Genomic DNA, 16,829 nt, shown 5'->3' with positions numbered 1-16,829 from the left:
TCAGCCCTTCACCGCACCGGACGTCAGCCCCGCCACGATGCGACGCTGGAAGAACAACACGAACAGGATGATCGGGACGGTGATCACCACGGCGGCCGCGGAGATCGTCCCGGTCGGGTCTTCGAACTGCGAGGACCCGGTGAAGAACGACAGCGCCGCCGGGACCGTGCGCGAGGCCTCGGTCGAGGTCAGCGAGATCGCGAACAGGAAGTCGTTCCAGCAGAAGATGAACACCAGGATCGCGGTGGTGAACACCCCCGGTGCCGCCAGTGGCGCGATCACCTTCCGGAACGCCTGCGCCGGGGTCGCGCCGTCCATCTTCGCCGCCTTTTCCAGCTCCCACGGGATTTCCCGGAAGAACGCGGAAAGCGTGTAGATCGACAGCGGCAGCGCGAACGTGATGTACGGCAGGATCAGCCCCGGCCAGGTGTCGAACAGCCCCAGCTCACGTTCGATGTTGAACAGCGGCGTCACCAGCGACACCTGCGGGAACATCGCGATCAGCAGCGACATCCCGACCAGCACCTGCTTGCCCGGGAAGTCCAGCCGCGCGATCGCGTACGCCGCCATCGTGCCGAGGACGACCGCGATCACCGTCGCGATGATCGCGATCCCGATCGAGTTCACCAGTGCCCTGATGAACTCCGTGGTCTCGAAGATGTCCGCGTAGTTCTGCCACGTCCATTCCGACGGGATGAAGTTCCCGTCGTCCAGGGTCTCCTTGGTCTTGAACGAAAGCGAGACCACCCAGAGCACCGGGAACAGCGCGAACACCAGGACGAGGATGTCGACGAGGCCCCATTTGAACTTGCGGCCGGGAGTGACCGCTCCACCGATCGCCATCAGCGCTTACCCCCATTGTCACTGCCGGGTGCGGCCGTGCCGAACACCTTGATGAAGATGAACGCGATGATCGCCACCGTGATGAAGATCAGCACCGCCATCGTCGACCCGATCCCGAGGTTCAACCCCTTGACCAGGTTGTTGTAGGTCTGCATCGACACCGAAGACGTATCTTGCGCGCCGTTGGTGAGCACGAAGATGTTGTCGAAGATGCGGAACGCGTCCAGGGTGCGGAACAACAACGCCACCAGGATCGCCGGTTTCATCACCGGCAGCATCACCTTGGTGAACCGCTGCCACGCGGTCGCACCGTCCATCGCCGCCGCCTTCAGCAGGTCGTCCGGCACCAGCGCCAGCCCAGCCATCAGCAGCAGCGCCATGAACGGCGTCGTCTTCCACACCTCGGCCAGCACGATGATCGCCAGCGAAGGCCAGTATTCGGTCAGCGGCGCGCTGTCCGGGAAGAACAGGTTGGCCAGATAACCAGTGTCCGGCGTCCAGGCGTAGTACCAGGAGAACGCCGCGACCACCGTCACGATGCCGTACGGGATCAGGGCGACCGTCCGCACGAGGCCCCGTCCGACGAGGGTCCGGTGCATGATCAGCGCCAGGCCCATGCCGAGGACGAACTCGATCACCACCGAAACGATGGTCAAGCCCATCGTCGTCCCGAACGCCGTCCACCAGTAGCCGTTGGACAGCACCGAAATGTAGTTGTCGAGGCCGACGAACTCCTGCTGCGCCGGGAACCTGAGGTCGTAGCGCTGCAGCGAAAGCCAGATCGAGTAGATGATCGGATAGCCGGTGACGGCGATCATCACGAACGCCGCCGGGGCACACAGCCAGAGCCCGAGTCTGCGCTCGGCCTTCTTTCCCTCACTGAGCGCGGGTTTCTTCTTCTTGCCCGGTTTGCTCGCGGTCGCCGAACCGGCGGCTTCCTGCACGGTCACGGGATCACTCCCTTCGACTCGAGCGCGTCGGCGAGCTCTTCTTTCAGTTTCTCCGCCGTCTTCCGCGGATCGATTTCAGAAGGCGGGGAAAGCACCTTCGACAACACGGTCGAGGCGTTCTGGTACGCCGGGGTCAGCGGGCGCACCGCCGCGTCCTTGAGCGCGTCCAGGATCGTTTCCCGCATCGGGTACTTCGTGTCCATGCTCGGGTTGTCGTCGCTGACGCCTGCTGTGGCGTCGAGCGGGACCGTGTCGGTGTAGAGCGACTCGATCGTCGGCGGGACACCGTCCTTGAGCGCGGAGAACTTCTGGTTCTTCTCGTTGCGCAGGCACAGCGCGACTTCGTAGGCCTCGGCCTTGTGCTTCGAAGTCGAGCTGACCGCCAGGTTGTAGCCACCGATCGTGGTCTTGGCGGGCTTGTCCGCTTCGAACCGCGGATAGGTCGCCCATTTGAAATGCTTCAGCTCGTCCTTCTTCTCCTTGGCGTAGGAGGCGTAGACGAACGGCCAGTTCAGTTCGAAGGCGGCGTTTCCGCGCTGGAACGCCTGGCGGACCTCGTCCTCCTTCGAGTTGGTCAGCGACGGGTCGGTGATCCCGGCCGTGGTGACCTTCTTGAGCATCTCCAGCGCCTTGACCGCGCCCTCGTCCATCACGACCGATTTTCCGTCGTCGGAAAGGATCTTGCCGCCCGCCGATTCGACGAGCGTGTTGTAGATGACGACGAGGCCTTCGTACTGCGCGCCGGTGAACACGACGTTCGCCGGCTTGCCCTGCGCCTTGAGCGCCTGCGCCTGCTGGATCATCTCGTCCCAGGTCTTCGGCGGCGTCGGGGTCAGCCGGTCGTCGTACCAGAGCAGCTGGACGTTGGTGTTCTTGGTCGCCGCGTAGAGCTTTCCGTTCCACGTGGCGGTTTCGAGCGGTCCCGGCAGGACACCCGCGGTCGCCTCCGCCTTGGCCTCACCCGTCCATTCGTCGACCCAGCCCGCCTCGGCGAACTCGGAGACCCAGGTGACGTCCAACCCCAGTACGTCGAGAGAATCGTCCCCGGCGGCCAGGCGCCGGACCATCTGTTCCCGCTGGCCGTCGGCCGGTCGCGGAAGTTTGTTGTAGACGACCTCGTAGCGTCCGCCAGAGGCCTTGGTGCAATCGTCCACAACGGACTGGAAGTTGTCTTCCGGCGCGTAGTAGACGTTGATCTTGAGTCCGGCATCCGAACCACAGCCCGCCAGTAAACCGGCCGTCAGCGCTGTCGCGCCGAGTAACGAGCCGGCGCGGCCTGGTGAGCGGCCCCTCCGGCTCGCGCTCATCCTCTTCCCCATGAGGCCTCCTCACCCGCGCACGCTCGGGAAGCGGCGGCACTAGGACGCGTTGAAGAAGCCCGCGCGCCAGCACCCCGACGTGCTAGTGCTCGGGCGGACACGCTGGAGTACGCGACCGCCCGACTGGTGTTGTGCAACCTATTCCGGGCGATCACCGCCCGCAAGCAGTATCGGTAACGATTCAGCGGACCGCACGACGAACAGGTGAACGAGTACCGCCGAATGTCATCGCACGGGGCGGCCGCCCAACGCCAGCTGGGCGAGGAGCTCACGCCCCTGTTCGGCCGAACGCGGCTGGCAGAGCACGTCGTAGCGGCCGGCGACCAGTTGGCTCGCGGAGGAGAAGTCGCGGCGGGACATGCTGTAGCTGATCGCCGCGAAGACCGTCCACGCCAGGATGCCGAGCAAGAGCCCGCCGATCATGGGCTGCCAGGCGAAACCCTGGTTGTTGAACATGCCGAGCAGTAGCCCGATGATCAGGCCGAACCACGCGCCCGACACCGCGCCGGTGCCCAGCACGCGGCCCCAGCTCAGCCGGCCGACGACGCGTTCGACGAGCATCAGGTCGACGCCGACGATGGTCACGTCGGCGACCCCGAACTCCTTCTCCGCGAGGAAACCGACGGCTTGCTGGGCTTCGCCGTACGTCGCGTAGGAACCGATCGGCCAGCCTGAAGGCGGTGTCGGCAGCCTGGGCAGCCCACCCGCGGCCCTGCCGCTTCCGCCAAAGGGAGCACTCACGTAATCACCTCTCGCCCGTCCTGGTCCATCTTCTCAAGGACGGGCGAAAGGCGCGAACGTTCAGGAGCGGGACTTGTACTCGCGGAGCAGGCCGCGGCTGATGATGGTCTTCTGGATTTCGCTGGTGCCTTCGCCGATGAGCAGGAACGGCGCTTCACGCATGAGGCGCTCGATCTCGTATTCCTTGGAGTAGCCGTAGCCGCCGTGGATGCGGAACGAGTCCTGGGTGACCTCGGCGCAGTATTCGCTGGCGATGAGCTTGGCCATGCCCGCTTCGACGTCGTTGCGTTCGCCGGAGTCCTTGAGGCGGGCGGCGTTGACCATCATCAGGTGCGCGGCCTCGACCTTGGTGGCCATCTCGGCGAGTTTGAATGCGATCGCCTGGTGCTCGGCGATCGCCTTGCCGAAGGTCTTGCGCTGCTGTGCGTACTCGACGGCGAGTTCGAACGCGCGGATCGCGATGCCGCAGGCGCGGGCGGCGACGTTCACGCGGCCGACCTCGACACCGTCCATCATGTACGCGAAGCCCTTGCCCGGCGCTTCGCCGAGGACCTTGTCCGCACCGATCTTGTAGCCGTCGAACACGGCTTCGGTGGTGTCGACGCCCTTGTAGCCCATTTTGTCGATCTTGCCGGGGATGGTGAGGCCGGGAGCGACCTCGCCGAAGCCCTCGGGCTTCTCGACCAGGAACGTGGTGAGGTTCTGGTGGGCCTTCTCGGCGCCTTCGTCGGTCTTGACGAGCAGCGCGATCAGGTTGGAGCTTCCGCCGTTGGTCAGCCACATCTTCGAACCGTCGATGACGTAACCGTCGTCGGTCTTGCGGGCGCGGGTCTTGATCGCGGCGACGTCGGAGCCGAGATCCGGCTCGGACATCGAGAACGAGCCGCGGACCTCACCGGTCGCCATGCGCGGCAGGAAGTGCTGCTTCTGCTCCGGCGTCCCGTGTTGCTTGATCATGTGCGCCACGATGAAGTGCGTGTTGATGACACCGGAGACGCTCATCCAGCCGCGCGCGATCTCCTCGACCACGAGCGCGTAGGTCAGCAGCGATTCGCCGAGGCCGCCGTACTCCTCCGGGATGGTGAGCCCGAACAGGCCCATCTCCTTCATCCCCTCGACGATGTCGGCGGGATAGGTGTCGGAATGCTCGAGCTCCTGCGCGCGCGGGATGACCTCCTTGTCCACGAACTGGCGGACCGTGGCCAGGATCTCGGACTGCACGTCGGTCAAGCCGGCGGTCTGGGCGAGGCGAGCCATCGCTGCTCCTAAATTCGCGCGCACCGGGCTCCCGGCGCTGGGTTACCGGTGAGTATGACGCCTGAGCGGAGACCTCGCTATGAGCGCAGTCACGCGTACGCCATCCGTGACCATGGCGTAGGCGTGACAAGCCGATCACAGTCCGAGGGGGACGAACATGGCTCAGCAGCCCTTTGGCGGATTCCCGCCGCAACAGCAGTACGTCTTCCCGAATCAGCCACCGGCGCGGAGCAAGGACTCCGGCCTGGCGATGGCCGCGCTGATCTTTTCACTCTTCGGGCTGATCGGACTGGTGTCCGTGATCCCCGGGATCGTCATGGGCCACGTCGCCTTCGCGAAGTCCCGGCGCGGCGAAGCGGGCGGCAAGGGCATGGCGCTCGCCGCGTTCGTCGTCGGCTACCTGATCATCATCCTGTACGCGATCGCGATCCCGGTCGCGCTGAACATCGCCGCGAAACACGGCGCTTTCCGTTAGCGATACGGTCCTCGACCTACGAGGGGACCGACATGACGAATCCGCACGACCCGTACGAGCAGCAGCCCTACGGTCTCCAGCCGTACCAGCCGCCGCCTCAGCAGTACTACGCCCAGCCCTACGCCTACGTTCGGCCGCCGGATCAGGGCATGGCGGTGGCGTCGCTGGTGTGCTCGCTGATCGGGCTGGTCATGTGCTTCCCCGCGATCCTGGGGATCATCTTCGGGCACATCGCGCTCTCGAAGGCCAAACGCGGCGAAGCGGGCGGCCAGGGCATGGCGCAGGCCGGGATGGTCGTCGGGTACGTCGTCACCGGGCTGTGGCTGATCCCCGTCATCCTGTGGTTCGTGTTCGCGGTGCTCGCGCTCGGAGCCGCGAGCGTGTCGTGACCCGTCCCCGGATACGGTGGTGTCCCGCACGAACCAGGGGGCCAACCGGATGAGCAGTTCCGACTCTCAGGACACACCGTCGACGTCGTCCTACACCGACTCGAACACCTTCTCGGACCCGACTGCGGCTTCTTCTGACGCTGCGGCAAGCCCGGTGGAACCGCAGCAGTTCCAGCCGCCGGCGCCCTTCACGCCGCCCCCGCCGTTCGAGCCGCCCGCTCCGTTCGAGCCCCCTTCGGCTGCTGCCCCGGACCCTGTTCCCGCTCCCGAGCCGCCTTCCGTTCCGGTTCCGGCCGAGACGTACGGGCAGGCCATCGACCCGTTGACCGCCGAGCCCGTTCCGCCGCCGTTCGCGGCTCCGGGCCCGCCGATTCCCCCGGTGTACGCGCCCGCGCCGCTGCCGGTCGCGTATCCGTCGCCGCAGCCGTACAACCCGTACGCGATGGCGGCGCCCCCGCGATCGCAGGACAACGGGATGGCGATCGCCGGACTGGTGTGCTCGATCATCGGCCTCTGCTCGTGCGTGACCGTGATCGTCGGCCTGATCCTGGGCCACATCGGGCTGGCGAAGGCGAACCGCGGCGAAGCGGGCGGACGCGGCATGGCGCTCGCGGCGGTGATCATCGCTTACATCGTCCTCGCGCTCTGGGTCGGTTTCGGCGGGACCTTCATCATCCTCGGCATGCGGGGCGAGCTGGATTAGCGACGGAAGCCGGTAGCAAGAACCACGGAATACCACACTGATCCTCGCGAAAATGCTCGCGGAGGCACCGATCCAGAGCGTTACGAAGCAGCACCTCGAGATAGGGAGCCATCCGGGTTCGGACAGCAGGTTCCAGACCGTGGTCTCTTCGGTCTCGACGGACGGCACCTGGATGCCACCGTCAGTGACGAACGCCCCCGTGTGCCTCTGATGCAAGCGCCTGGGGCTTCTCCATGCCCTTAGGGGCGCTGCTCCACATCGCCCGGCTCCCGGGGCGCTGGGGGCGCCACCTGACCGTTGTCCTGCGAAACCGGCGGCGCCTCCCGCTTCGGCGTATTCGCGTCGAGGAAGCGCAGCAGCTCCACCGGGAACGGCAGGACCAACGTCGAGTTCTTCTCCGCCGACACCTGCACGACGGTCTCCAGCAGCCGCAGCTGCAACGCCGCCGGGGTGTCGGCCATGGTCGCGGCCGCCTGCGAAAGCTTGTACGACGCCTGGAGTTCCCCGTCGGCCGAGATGACCCGCGCGCGCCGTTCCCGTTCGGCTTCGGCCTGGCGTGACATCGAGCGTTTCATCGACTCCGGCAGCGCGACGTCCTTGATCTCGACCCGGTCGATGTGGATGCCCCAGTCCAGCGCCGGACTGTCGATCATCAGCTCCAGGCCCTCGTTGAGCCGTTCGCGGTTGGACAGCAGGTCGTCCAGGTCGCTCTTGCCGATGATGGACCGCAGCGAGGTCTGCGCGACCTGGCCGACGGCCGAGCGGTAGTCCTGCACGTTGACCGCGGCCAGCACCGGGTCGATCACCTTGAAGTACACGACCGCGTCCACCCGCACGGTGACGTTGTCGCGGGTGATTCCGTCCTGCGCGGGGACCGGCATCGTGACGATCTGCATGTTGACCTTCTGCAGTCTGTCCGCGAACGGCACCAGCAGCGCGAGCCCGGGCTGCCGGATGTTCGCGCGCACCCGCCCGAACCGGAACACGAGGCCGCGTTCGTACTGTTTCACCACACGAAGGCTGGCCGCGAGCCAAGCACCGCCCGCGACGGCGACCGCACTGAGAATCTCCACCACCATGGCTGCTCCCGGGGTTGTTCTCACTGTTCACGGTACGCCCGGCGGGTCACGGAGGAAACACGGTGGACGCACCTGCCAAGGTGGGTTCGTGACCGGTTTCAAGATCCCGCCCAAGTTCCTCGACCGCGCCGCCGGACTCGGCCCCGGAGCCGCCGAATGGCTCGATTCGCTGCCGTTCCTCGCCGAGGAGTACACCGCCAAGTGGCAGCTCGACTACGACGGCGAGGCCATGCACGGGTTCGTCGGCGTCGCGCAGCCTGTGCGCCGCGCGGACGGCTCCCCCGCGATCCTCAAACTCGGCTGGCCGCACGAGGAATCCGACGACGAACCGCTCGCACTGTCCACTTGGGCCGGTCAGGGCGCGGTCCTGATGTACGACAACGTGCTCGAGGACGGCGTGCTGCTCCTGGAGCGGCTCGACGCCACCCGGTCGCTGGAAACGGAGCCGATCCGGCAGGCCGTCGAGACGGTCGGCGCGATCGCGCGACGGCTGGCCGTCCCCGCTCCCGAGACGCTGCGGCGCTCCCTTCGCGAGGAAGCCGCGGAGCTCGTCACCGAACTCCCGGAGTCCTGGAGCGAACTGGGCGAACCGTTCGACCGGAAGTACCTCGACGCGGCCGTGGAAATCTGCGTGAACCTCGGACCGGAAGCCGGTGAGCTGATGGTGAACGAGGACCTGCACTTCGAGAACGTCCTCGCCGGGGAACGCGAACCGTGGCTGGTGATCGACCCGAAGCCGGTTTCGGGGGATCTCGAGTTCGGCGCGATCTCGATCCTCTGGAACCGGGCGAACGAGTCCACAATGGACGAAAAGATCGCGTGGTTCGCCGCGGCGGCCGAGGTGGACGCCGAACGCACGCGCGCGTGGACGCTCGTCCGCGCGGTGCAGAACTGGATCTGGCTCCACGAAGACCTCGCCGAGGGCGAGTCGCCCGAAACCCTCGCCGAAGACCCGGCCTACGCCGCCGTTCCCGGAATCGCCGCCTGGGCATTGCGGTGATCACACGAATCGTCTCCCGCCCCGGGAGCCGATAACCTTCGGGCATGGCAGCCGTGAACAGGGTATTCGCAGCTCAGCTGGCCGGTTTGCCGGTTTTCGGACCCGATGGCGAATCGATCGGCAAGGTGCGGGACGTGGTGGCGGGCCTGCGCCTCGATCAGCAGCCGCCGCGGATCCTGGGCATCGTGGTCGAACTGACGACCAGGCGCCGGGTGTTCGTGCCGATGTTGCGCGTGACCTCGATCGAGCCAAGCGCGGTCACGCTCGCCACCGGATCGGTGAACATGCGGCGATTCCATCAGCGGCCCAACGAGGTGCTGGTGGTCGGGCAGCTGTTCGACGCGTACGCGACGCTCGCGGGCTCGCAAACCCGCGTCACCGTCGTCGACGCCGGCATGGAGCCGACGCGAACGCGCGACTGGGTGCTCGCGAAACTCGCGATCCGCGAACGGTCGAGCAGACTCGGCCTCGGCAGGCGGCGCGCGCCGATGCAGGTCCTGCCGTGGTCGGAGGTGTCCGGGCTGGGGCTCACCGACCTGACCGGCCAGACCCAGGGCGCCGCTCAACTGTTGATGCTGTTCGACACCATGCGCGCGGCGGACATCGCCGCCACGGTCCGTGATCTGCCGCTGAAACGGCGGCACGAGGTCGCCGACGCGATGGACGACGAGCACCTCGCCGACCTCATCGAGGAACTTCCCGAGGACGATCAGAAGGAATTGATGTCCTACCTCGCCGAGGAACGGGCCGCCGACATCCTCGAAGCGATGAACCCCGACGACGCCGCCGACCTGCTGGCCGAACTGGCACCCGCCGACCAGAACCGGTTCCTGGAACTCATGGAGCCCGAGGAATCGGCGCCGGTGAAACGGCTGCTGGAGTACTCGTCCGACACCGCGGGCGGGTTGATGACCCCCGAACCGGTGGTGCTGACGCCGGACGCCACCGTCGCGGAAGCGCTCGCGCACATCCGCAACGCCGACCTCCCGGTGGCGCTGGCGAGCATGGTGTTCGTCAGCCGCCCGCCGACTGAGACGCCGACGGGCCGCTTCGTCGGTGTCGTCCACTTCCAGCGGCTACTGCGCGAACCACCCGCCGAGATGGTGGCGAGCGCCGTCGACACCCAGTTGCCCGCGCTACGGCCGAACGCGACCTTGTCCGAGGTCACCCGATACTTCGCCGCCTACAACCTCACCTGTGGGCCGGTGGTGGACGCCGAGCACCACCTGCTCGGCGCGGTCACCGTCGACGACGTGCTCGACCACCTGCTGCCGGAGGACTGGCGCGAAACCGGGCTGCACGACATCACCGGCGAGATCGCCGAAGAGAGCGAGGAGGCCGAACGTGCCTGAACTGACCTCCGGGCGACGGCTCGACCAGCCCCGTGGCCAAGGCCGGTTCCGGCTGAACCTGGATCCGGACACCTTCGGCAGGCTCACCGAACGGGTCGCGCGGTTCCTCGGCACCGGCAAGTACCTGTTCTGGCAGACGCTGACCGTCATCGTCTGGATCGTGCTGAACCTGGTCGCGGTCTCCCTGCGCTGGGACCCGTATCCGTTCATCCTGCTGAACCTGGCGTTCTCGACCCAGGCCGCCTACGCCGCGCCGCTCATCCTGCTGGCGCAGAACCGCCAGGACGACCGCGACCGCGTCTCGCTGGAGGAAGACCGGAACCGCGCCGAGCAGACCAAGGCGGACACCGAATACCTCGCCCGGGAGCTGGCGTCGCTGCGGATCGCGCTCGGCGAGGTCGCCACCCGGGACTTCCTGCGGGGCGAACTCGACCGGCTCCGTGAAGATCTTGATGCCAAGCCGCGCAAGGCCAAACCCGACCGCGCCGCTACCGGTACGTAACATGGTGGGGTGACCAGTACGCAGCAACTCCCCAGCGTCGACGATGTCCGCACCGCGCTGAAGGCCGTGTACGACCCTGAGATCAAGAAGCCGATCACCGACCTCGGCATGGTCAAGGGCGTGGAGGTGGGCTCGGACGGTGTGGTCACCGTCGGGATCTACCTGACGGTCGCGGGCTGCCCGTTGAAGGCGACGCTGACCAAGGACACGACCGACGCCGTCGCGAAGCTCCCCGGCGTCAGCGAGGTCAAGGTCGAGCTCGACGTCATGAACGACGAGCAACGTACGGAACTGCGAAAATCGCTGCGCGGCGACGCCACGGAACCGGTGATCCCGTTCGCGCAGCCGGGTTCGATGACGCGGGTCTACTGCGTCGCGTCCGGCAAGGGCGGCGTCGGCAAGTCCTCGGTGACGGTGAACCTCGCGGCCGCGATGGCCGAGCGCGGGCTTTCCGTCGGCGTGGTGGACGCGGACATCTACGGGCACTCGGTGCCGCGGATGCTCGGCACGCACGAGAAGCCGACCAAGGTCGACACCATGATCATGCCGCCGCAGGCGCACGGCGTGAAGGTCATCTCGATCGGCATGTTCACCCCGGGCAACCAGCCCGTCGTGTGGCGCGGACCGATGCTGCACCGCGCGCTGCAGCAGTTCCTCGCCGACGTGTTCTGGGGCGACCTCGACATCCTGCTGCTGGACCTGCCGCCGGGCACCGGCGACATCGCGATCTCGGTGGCGCAGCTCATCCCGAACGCGGAGATCCTGGTCGTCACCACCCCGCAGCAGGCGGCCGCCGAGGTGGCCGAGCGCGCGGGCGCGATCGCGTTGCAGACGCGGCAGCGGGTGGCCGGGGTCATCGAGAACATGTCGTGGCTCGAAACGCCCGACGGCCAGCGGATGGAGATCTTCGGGGCCGGCGGCGGGCAGTCCGTCGCCGACTCGCTGTCGAAGTCGGTCGGCTCGACCGTGCCGCTGCTGGGGCAGATCCCGATGGACCCGCGCGTGGTCACCTTCGGCGACGCGGGCACACCGATCGTGCTGGCCGAACCGGACGCGCCGGCGTCGCTCGTGCTCAAGGAGGCGGCGAAGAAGCTGACCGTCCGGGCGCGCGGGCTGGCCGGGATGATGCTGAACGTCACCCCCGCGGGGCGCTGACCACCCTCTTCGCCATTAGTCACCTACTTGCGGTGTTCATCCATCGCAAGTAGGTGACGAATTGCGGGTTGGTCAGGTGGCGTCAGGGTCGACCGGCGGGCGCTCCCCCGGCTTCAGCGGCTCCGGCTGCGAAGCCGTCGCCGGGTAACCGTTGGGCTTCGCAGCCCCGTTGGCACCGTTGGTCCCATTGGCGGCACCATTGGTGCCGTTGACGTTGTTGAGCCCCAGCGGATCCGTGTCACCGTCGAACAGGTGCTGGGTGACGACCCGCTTCGGGTCGAAGTTCCGCAGGCCCCGCAGGTCCTCCAGCGGCTTGCGCAGCTGATCGAACTCCGGGCCCATTTCCTCGCGCAGTTGCGTCTTGGCCCCGGTCGCGAAATCCCGGACCTTGCGGACACTCTTCGCCATCCAGGCCGCCGCTTCGGGCAGCCGTTCCGGACCGAGGATGAAAAGACCCGCGACGACGATGATGAGGATCTCGCCCCAGCCGACACTCTCGAACACCCGTGTGAACCTCCGCCTCGGCGTCTTCCCCGTTCAGGGTACCCCGGCCGAACTCGCTAGTCCGAGGCCAGTTTCACGTCCACCACAAGCGAAGACCCATCCCGGACAAGGCGGACAGGGACCACTTCGCCGACTTCGCGCGCGCGGACCGCGACGAGCAGTTCCGCCGAGTCGCGCACGAGCCGTCCGCCGACTTCGGTGATGACGTCGCCTTCCTTGATCCCGGCCGAGGCGGCCGGGCCGCCCGGGGCCACATTGCGGACCTGCGCGCCCATGGTGCTGGAGCCCGCGACGGTGGACGAAGCGTTGATGCCGATGTCGGGGTGGACGACCTTGCCGTCCTTGATCAGTGTTTTCGCGATCTTCACCGCGTAGTCGCTCGGGATGGCGAATCCGATGCCGATGCTGCCGCCTTCGGCGCTGGACGAGCGGATCGCGGAGTTGATCCCGACCAGCGCGCCGGTCGCGTCGACGAGCGCGCCGCCCGAGTTGCCGTGGTTGATCGCGGCGTCGGTCTGGATGGCCTCGTAGATCACCGGCGCGCTGCCGCCGTCGCCGCCGGCGGTGACCGGGCGGTTGAGCGCGCTCACGATGCCGGCGGTGACCGAGTTCTGCAGCGCCAGCGGCGAACCGACGGCGATCACCGAGTCGCCGACGGCGAGGTCGGACGACTTCCCGACCTGCAACGCGGTCAGGTTGTCGACGTCGACCTTGACCACGGCCAGATCCGTTTTGGGATCGGAGCCGACGACCTTCGCCTCGACGCGCCTGCCGTCGAAGAACACGGCGGTGACCTTGGTGGCCGAGTCGGCCGTCGCGGCGGAGATCACGTGCTCGTTCGTGAGCACATAGCCCTGGGTGTCGATGACGACGCCGGAACCCTGCTGGCCTGCGTCCGCGCCCGGCTTGAACACCTCGAGCGACACCACGGCGGGCGCCACCCGGTGGGCGATGTCCGCGATCGAACCCCCCGGACGTTCCTTGGCCGCGTCGGCTTCGGAGATGCTGGCCTGGCCGGTCAGTTCGCTGCCGGTGTCGGCGAACCACCAGCCGATCAGCCCGCCGGCGGCGCCGATGACCAGCGCGACGGCGGCGAGCATCGCGAGCGCCTTGGTCTGCACGCGGCGCCCGAAGAGGACCTCCGGAAGGCTCAGCAGCGCACCTTGCGGGCGCTTCGCGTCCTTCTCCTCTTCCGAGTCCTGCTGGACGGCCGGTCCGGCGAGCACCGCACCGGAGCCGGGGTCGCGCCACGGGTCCGAGGTCGTGGTCCAGAGCGGAGCTTCCGAACCATTCACGGACGACTCGGAGCCGTTGGTCCCCTGCGGCCGCTCGAGCACGACACCTTCGGCACCCGGCGGGCGGCGGAAGGCCTCGGCGAGCGATTCCGGCGTCGGGGGTGCCAGGTTCAGACCCGGCGCGGCCTGCCCGTTCGTGCCGGGCTGGTACAGCTTGTCGAAGGCGCCGTCGACGCCACGCGGCCTGCCGAACGTGGCCGCCTGCGCCGGATCGACGGCGGGCCTGGCCAGCGGGCGCGGCGCCAGCCGATTCCCCGCCGGGTCACCAGGCTGCTGCGGATTCGCGTTCGGCTGCTCGGTCATCATTCCCCGGGGCTGAGATCAGGTTGGCCGGACGCGAGAGTACGCCAAGCCTCGTCCTGGATTCTGCCGTGACCACGGTGAAGTGCGCGTTGATTCCCCGGATCGGCCAAGAAGTGTGACACTTGAGGCAACCATGTCTCACGTCTGGCAGTCTAACGGGCATGTCGGAGAACCCGGGGGCTCCTTTTCCGCCCCAGAACGTCCCTCAGCAGCAGCAATGGCCGCAGCAGCAGTGGCCGCAGCACCAGGGCTGGCCGCAGCAGCCGCCCAAGAAGAAGGGCCTGTCCACCAAGGTGAAAGTGCTGCTGCTCGTCGCCGCGCTCGTCGTGGTCGGCGGCGGGATCGGCTTCATCTTCGTGATGAAGGCGGCTGCCGGGCCGGAGAAGCAGGCCAAAGCCCTCACCGAAGGCGATTGCGTGGTACTGACCGGATCCGGCAAGGAGGCCGACGCGGTCAAGACGCCGTGCGATTCACCGCAAGCGCCCTACGCGGTGAGCCTCACCGGCGTCGACAAGGGCGATTGGAACTGCAAGGACGGTTTCTACAAGTACGCCGTCCCGAGGCCGGTACGCGGCGACGGCGTCGCCCTGTGCCTGGCGATCAACGCCAAGGTCGGGTTGTGCTTCGACGACATCGAGACCAAGACGCCGCCGCCTCTGAAGGACTGTGGCTCGGCGCGGCTGAGGATCAGTGAGGTCTTCCCGAAGATGAGCGTGGTGAACAGTCCGTGCGCGGAAGGCACCGCGGAGGTCATCTCCTACGCCAGCTACGGGACTTCGCAGTTCAAGAGCGCGACGATCTGCTTCGTCAAACCCTGACGAAGCAGATCAGCGGGCCGAGACGGGCATGGGCGCGCTCGACGTGCTCGGGCTCGGCGCGGGGCTGCGCGGCGGTTCCGGTTGGGTGCCGCCGCCCAGCTGCGCGGGCAGCAGACCGGCGTTGACCCCCTGCGGCGGGGTGAAGCCGGTGTTCGGCTGTTCTTCGCTGCCGTCACCCGAGGTCGCGACGAGGGCGAGGGCGCTCAGCACCAGCCCCGAAACGACGACGCCGGCGCCTTGCGCGTACTTCCGCCGGGCGACGCCGAAACGTCCGCCGCCGAGGACGTTCGGCGACTGGCCCAGCGGCGCCGATGATCCCAACGGGGTGGTCCCGCCCAGCACTCCGGTGTCACGAAGGCCGGCGACCCTGTCGGGCCGCTGGATGGCCACCAGCTGGCCGTCGGCCGTCATCGCCAGGTTGTCCGGCGTGCCGGGAAGTTCGGTGTTCTGTGGGATGGAGCACAGGCTGGCCAGGAAACCCGCCGACATCGACGGGGCTCCCGCCTGCTTCACGGCGTTGACGGCCTGGCGCTGCGCGGAGACCTCGGCCGCGCACGCCTGGCAGCGGGCGAGGTGCGCCGAAGCCCTGTCCTGGGCGCCGAGGGACAGCTCGCCGTCCACGAAGGCGACGATGGCGTCCGGAAGAAGATGCGACTCGGGGAGCCCCCAACCTCGCGGTGCGGTCATACCCCCACCTTCGCAGACTCCTGCGCCGCGGCGCGACGACGCTCCAAAGAGGCGCGAAGCGCCTGGCGGCCGCGGTGGATCCGGCTGCGCACGGTGCCGAGCTTCACACCGAGGGTGGCGCCGATCTCCTCGTACGAGAGGCCTTCGACGTCGCACAGCACGACCGCGGCGCGGAACTCGGGCGGCAACTCGTCGAGCGCGGCCTGCAGGTCCGGGTCGAGATGGGTGTCCGAGTAGACCTGCTCCGGGCTCGGGTCGTCACCGACGATGCGGTCGGTGTCCTCGGGGAGGCCTTCCATCCGCACGCGCGAGCGGCGGCGGGCCATGTCGAGGAAGAGGTTCGTGGTGATGCGGTGCAGCCAGCCCTCGAACGTGCCGGGCTTGTAGGACGCGAGGGAGCGGAAGACCCGGATGAAGGTCTCCTGCGTCAGGTCTTCGGCGTCGTGGGCGTTACCGGTCAGGCGGTATGCCAGCCGGTACACGCGGTCAGCGTGCTCACGCACGACCTCGTCCCACGAGGGCGGCGTCCATGCGGCCTCGTCCACCGTCACCGGCGTGACCTGGTCCGCGTGCTGGTCCTGCATCGTTTCCTGCATCGGGGAAGTAGGCACCTCCATCAGCGTCTTCTCCCAACTACTCCACCCAACGCGGGCGATGAGCACGGTGTTCCCGTTGTCGAAGACCAGTCTGTCCGGCCTGCTTATGTTTCTAGTGAGACTGGACTGAGAGGAGGCTGAGAAGTCGGTACCAGGGAGTCTTCGCTCTTTTGGCGATAGGCAGCGCTAACCTCCGCGTGTGAATTCCGGGACGCATGCGGGCTCGCCTGCCGAGGCCGCCGACGCCGACCTCGTCGACGGGTACGCCCCCGACGACGAGGTTCTGGCCACCGCGCGGGCGCGGTCGGCCGATCTGGGGTGCGGTCCGCTGAGTGCGGGCGCGGGTGCGACTCTGCGTTTTCTCGCCACGACGCTGCGGGCGAAGGCCGTGGTGGAGGTCGGGACCGGGGCCGGGGTGAGCGGGTTGTGCCTGCTCCGCGGCATGGTCGACGACGGGATCCTCACCTCGATCGACATCGAGCCCGAGTACCACCGGGCGGCGAGGGCGGCGTTCCGCGAGGCCGGTTACCCGCCGGGGCGGACCCGGCTGATCCTGGGGCGCGCGCTCGAGGTCCTCCCCCGGCTCACCCCCGGCGGCTACGACCTGGTGTTCGTCGATTCGGCGCCGATCGAGTACCCGAGTTGCTACGAGCAGGCCGTCGCGTTGCTCCGGCCCGGCGGGATACTGGCGTTCCACAACGTCTCGGGGACGAGGGTGACCGATCCCTCACGACGCGATCCGGACACCCTGGCGCTGCGCGAGGTCGCGCGGGCCTTCCGGGAGGACGAGCGGCTGGTTCCGGCGCTGCTGCCGGTGGGCGGCGGGCTGCTGGTCGCCGCGATCGCGTAGCAAGGGACCTT

19 protein-coding genes are annotated in these 16,829 nt (G+C 67.7%); 9 read left to right on the top strand and 10 right to left on the bottom strand.

The window, feature by feature from the left end; all coding sequences use genetic code 11:
• From DL991_RS03650 to DL991_RS03630, 5 genes are all read right to left on the bottom strand, one after another.
• Complete coding sequence (locus DL991_RS03650; RefSeq protein ID WP_034313318.1) at window positions 1-843, bottom strand: carbohydrate ABC transporter permease; 843 nt, start codon at window positions 841-843, stop codon at window positions 1-3.
• Complete coding sequence (locus tag DL991_RS03645; protein WP_125780921.1) at window positions 843-1,793, bottom strand: carbohydrate ABC transporter permease; 951 nt, start codon at window positions 1,791-1,793, stop codon at window positions 843-845. Before DL991_RS03645 ends, DL991_RS03650 begins: the two co-directional genes overlap by 1 nt.
• Window positions 1,790-3,112, bottom strand: coding sequence for an ABC transporter substrate-binding protein (locus tag DL991_RS03640; RefSeq protein ID WP_125780919.1), 1,323 nt, complete (start codon window positions 3,110-3,112; stop codon window positions 1,790-1,792). Before DL991_RS03640 ends, DL991_RS03645 begins: the two co-directional genes overlap by 4 nt.
• Window positions 3,113-3,337: 225 nt before the next feature.
• Window positions 3,338-3,853: a general stress protein gene (locus DL991_RS03635; protein ID WP_125780917.1), complete on the bottom strand. Its 516-nt coding sequence runs from the start codon at window positions 3,851-3,853 to the stop codon at window positions 3,338-3,340.
• Between the two features lie 60 nt (window positions 3,854-3,913).
• A complete protein-coding gene (locus tag DL991_RS03630) occupies window positions 3,914-5,110 on the bottom strand; it encodes an acyl-CoA dehydrogenase family protein (protein ID WP_125780915.1) in 1,197 nt (398 codons plus the stop codon).
• Between the two features lie 157 nt (window positions 5,111-5,267).
• Between DL991_RS03630 and DL991_RS03625 the strand changes: the two genes are divergently transcribed.
• The 3 genes from DL991_RS03625 to DL991_RS03615 are packed head-to-tail and all read left to right on the top strand — an operon-like array spanning window position 5,268 to window position 6,677.
• Window positions 5,268-5,585: a DUF4190 domain-containing protein gene (locus tag DL991_RS03625; protein ID WP_125780913.1), complete on the top strand. Its 318-nt coding sequence runs from the start codon at window positions 5,268-5,270 to the stop codon at window positions 5,583-5,585.
• A 32-nt stretch (window positions 5,586-5,617) separates the two neighbouring features.
• Window positions 5,618-5,974 carry a DUF4190 domain-containing protein gene (locus DL991_RS03620; protein ID WP_125780911.1) on the top strand — a complete coding sequence of 119 codons (357 nt, stop codon included), beginning with the start codon at window positions 5,618-5,620 and terminating at the stop codon, window positions 5,972-5,974.
• A 49-nt stretch (window positions 5,975-6,023) separates the two neighbouring features.
• Window positions 6,024-6,677 (top strand): DUF4190 domain-containing protein, encoded by a 654-nt coding sequence (locus tag DL991_RS03615; protein WP_125780909.1) that lies wholly within the window; start codon window positions 6,024-6,026, stop codon window positions 6,675-6,677.
• Window positions 6,678-6,916: 239 nt separating this feature from the next.
• Here DL991_RS03615 and DL991_RS03610 read toward each other — a convergent pair whose 3' ends face one another.
• On the bottom strand, window positions 6,917-7,756 hold the full coding sequence (locus tag DL991_RS03610) for a slipin family protein (RefSeq protein ID WP_125780907.1): 840 nt from the start codon (window positions 7,754-7,756) through the stop codon (window positions 6,917-6,919).
• An 88-nt stretch (window positions 7,757-7,844) separates the two neighbouring features.
• Between DL991_RS03610 and DL991_RS03605 the strand changes: the two genes are divergently transcribed.
• From DL991_RS03605 to DL991_RS03590, 4 genes are read left to right on the top strand one after another with little or no spacing between them, the layout of a single operon-like run.
• Window positions 7,845-8,756, top strand: a complete 912-nt coding sequence (locus DL991_RS03605) for an aminoglycoside phosphotransferase family protein (protein ID WP_125780905.1) — start codon at window positions 7,845-7,847, stop codon at window positions 8,754-8,756.
• A gap of 44 nt (window positions 8,757-8,800) precedes the next feature.
• A complete protein-coding gene (locus DL991_RS03600) occupies window positions 8,801-10,108 on the top strand; it encodes a magnesium transporter MgtE N-terminal domain-containing protein (protein WP_125780903.1) in 1,308 nt (435 codons plus the stop codon).
• Complete coding sequence (locus tag DL991_RS03595) at window positions 10,101-10,610, top strand: DUF1003 domain-containing protein (RefSeq protein WP_125780901.1); 510 nt, start codon at window positions 10,101-10,103, stop codon at window positions 10,608-10,610. The genes DL991_RS03600 and DL991_RS03595 overlap by 8 nt, the downstream gene beginning before the upstream one ends.
• A gap of 9 nt (window positions 10,611-10,619) precedes the next feature.
• The gene (locus DL991_RS03590; RefSeq protein ID WP_125780899.1) at window positions 10,620-11,765 is read left to right on the top strand and encodes an Mrp/NBP35 family ATP-binding protein; all 1,146 of its coding nucleotides are present in this window, start codon (window positions 10,620-10,622) and stop codon (window positions 11,763-11,765) included.
• A gap of 72 nt (window positions 11,766-11,837) precedes the next feature.
• Here the strand turns inward: DL991_RS03590 and tatB are convergent, their stop codons facing one another.
• A complete protein-coding gene (tatB, locus tag DL991_RS03585; RefSeq protein ID WP_125780897.1) occupies window positions 11,838-12,269 on the bottom strand; it encodes a Sec-independent protein translocase protein TatB in 432 nt (143 codons plus the stop codon).
• A gap of 56 nt (window positions 12,270-12,325) precedes the next feature.
• Window positions 12,326-13,867, bottom strand: a complete 1,542-nt coding sequence (locus DL991_RS03580; RefSeq protein WP_125780895.1) for a S1C family serine protease — start codon at window positions 13,865-13,867, stop codon at window positions 12,326-12,328.
• Window positions 13,868-14,028: 161 nt separating this feature from the next.
• On the opposite strand from DL991_RS03580, the gene DL991_RS03575 reads away from it, so the two are divergent.
• The gene (locus DL991_RS03575; RefSeq protein ID WP_125780893.1) at window positions 14,029-14,685 is read left to right on the top strand and encodes a hypothetical protein; all 657 of its coding nucleotides are present in this window, start codon (window positions 14,029-14,031) and stop codon (window positions 14,683-14,685) included.
• 9 nt (window positions 14,686-14,694) lie between these two features.
• Here the strand turns inward: DL991_RS03575 and DL991_RS03570 are convergent, their stop codons facing one another.
• The gene (locus DL991_RS03570) at window positions 14,695-15,372 is read right to left on the bottom strand and encodes an anti-sigma factor (RefSeq protein ID WP_125780891.1); all 678 of its coding nucleotides are present in this window, start codon (window positions 15,370-15,372) and stop codon (window positions 14,695-14,697) included.
• Window positions 15,369-15,989, bottom strand: a complete 621-nt coding sequence (gene sigE / locus DL991_RS03565) for an RNA polymerase sigma factor SigE (RefSeq protein ID WP_034313360.1) — start codon at window positions 15,987-15,989, stop codon at window positions 15,369-15,371. The genes DL991_RS03570 and sigE overlap by 4 nt, the downstream gene beginning before the upstream one ends.
• A gap of 178 nt (window positions 15,990-16,167) precedes the next feature.
• Between sigE and DL991_RS03560 the strand changes: the two genes are divergently transcribed.
• The gene (locus DL991_RS03560; RefSeq protein WP_125780889.1) at window positions 16,168-16,818 is read left to right on the top strand and encodes an O-methyltransferase; all 651 of its coding nucleotides are present in this window, start codon (window positions 16,168-16,170) and stop codon (window positions 16,816-16,818) included.
• The last annotated feature ends 11 nt before the right edge of the window (window positions 16,819-16,829 follow it).

This window comes from Amycolatopsis sp. WAC 01375, from assembly GCF_003947325.1.
Taxonomy (GTDB): domain Bacteria; phylum Actinomycetota; class Actinomycetes; order Mycobacteriales; family Pseudonocardiaceae; genus Amycolatopsis.
The sequence above is the reverse complement of the archived record's forward strand: the minus strand, read 5'-3'. Positions and strand labels throughout refer to the sequence as shown.

What these genes read in the sequence shown, in the direction of transcription:
- DL991_RS03650 (WP_034313318.1), bottom strand. Translation starts at nt 843, where the DNA reads ATGGCGATCGGTGGAGCGGTCACTCCCGGCCGCAAGTTCAAATGGGGC.
- DL991_RS03640 (WP_125780919.1), bottom strand. Translation starts at nt 3,112, where the DNA reads ATGGGGAAGAGGATGAGCGCGAGCCGGAGGGGCCGCTCACCAGGCCGC.
- DL991_RS03630 (WP_125780915.1), bottom strand. Translation starts at nt 5,110, where the DNA reads ATGGCTCGCCTCGCCCAGACCGCCGGCTTGACCGACGTGCAGTCCGAG.
- DL991_RS03625 (WP_125780913.1), top strand. Translation starts at nt 5,268, where the DNA reads ATGGCTCAGCAGCCCTTTGGCGGATTCCCGCCGCAACAGCAGTACGTC.
- DL991_RS03620 (WP_125780911.1), top strand. Translation starts at nt 5,618, where the DNA reads ATGACGAATCCGCACGACCCGTACGAGCAGCAGCCCTACGGTCTCCAG.
- DL991_RS03615 (WP_125780909.1), top strand. Translation starts at nt 6,024, where the DNA reads ATGAGCAGTTCCGACTCTCAGGACACACCGTCGACGTCGTCCTACACC.
- DL991_RS03610 (WP_125780907.1), bottom strand. Translation starts at nt 7,756, where the DNA reads ATGGTGGTGGAGATTCTCAGTGCGGTCGCCGTCGCGGGCGGTGCTTGG.
- DL991_RS03600 (WP_125780903.1), top strand. Translation starts at nt 8,801, where the DNA reads ATGGCAGCCGTGAACAGGGTATTCGCAGCTCAGCTGGCCGGTTTGCCG.
- DL991_RS03580 (WP_125780895.1), bottom strand. Translation starts at nt 13,867, where the DNA reads ATGACCGAGCAGCCGAACGCGAATCCGCAGCAGCCTGGTGACCCGGCG.
- DL991_RS03575 (WP_125780893.1), top strand. Translation starts at nt 14,029, where the DNA reads ATGTCGGAGAACCCGGGGGCTCCTTTTCCGCCCCAGAACGTCCCTCAG.
- DL991_RS03570 (WP_125780891.1), bottom strand. Translation starts at nt 15,372, where the DNA reads ATGACCGCACCGCGAGGTTGGGGGCTCCCCGAGTCGCATCTTCTTCCG.
- sigE (WP_034313360.1), bottom strand. Translation starts at nt 15,989, where the DNA reads ATGGAGGTGCCTACTTCCCCGATGCAGGAAACGATGCAGGACCAGCAC.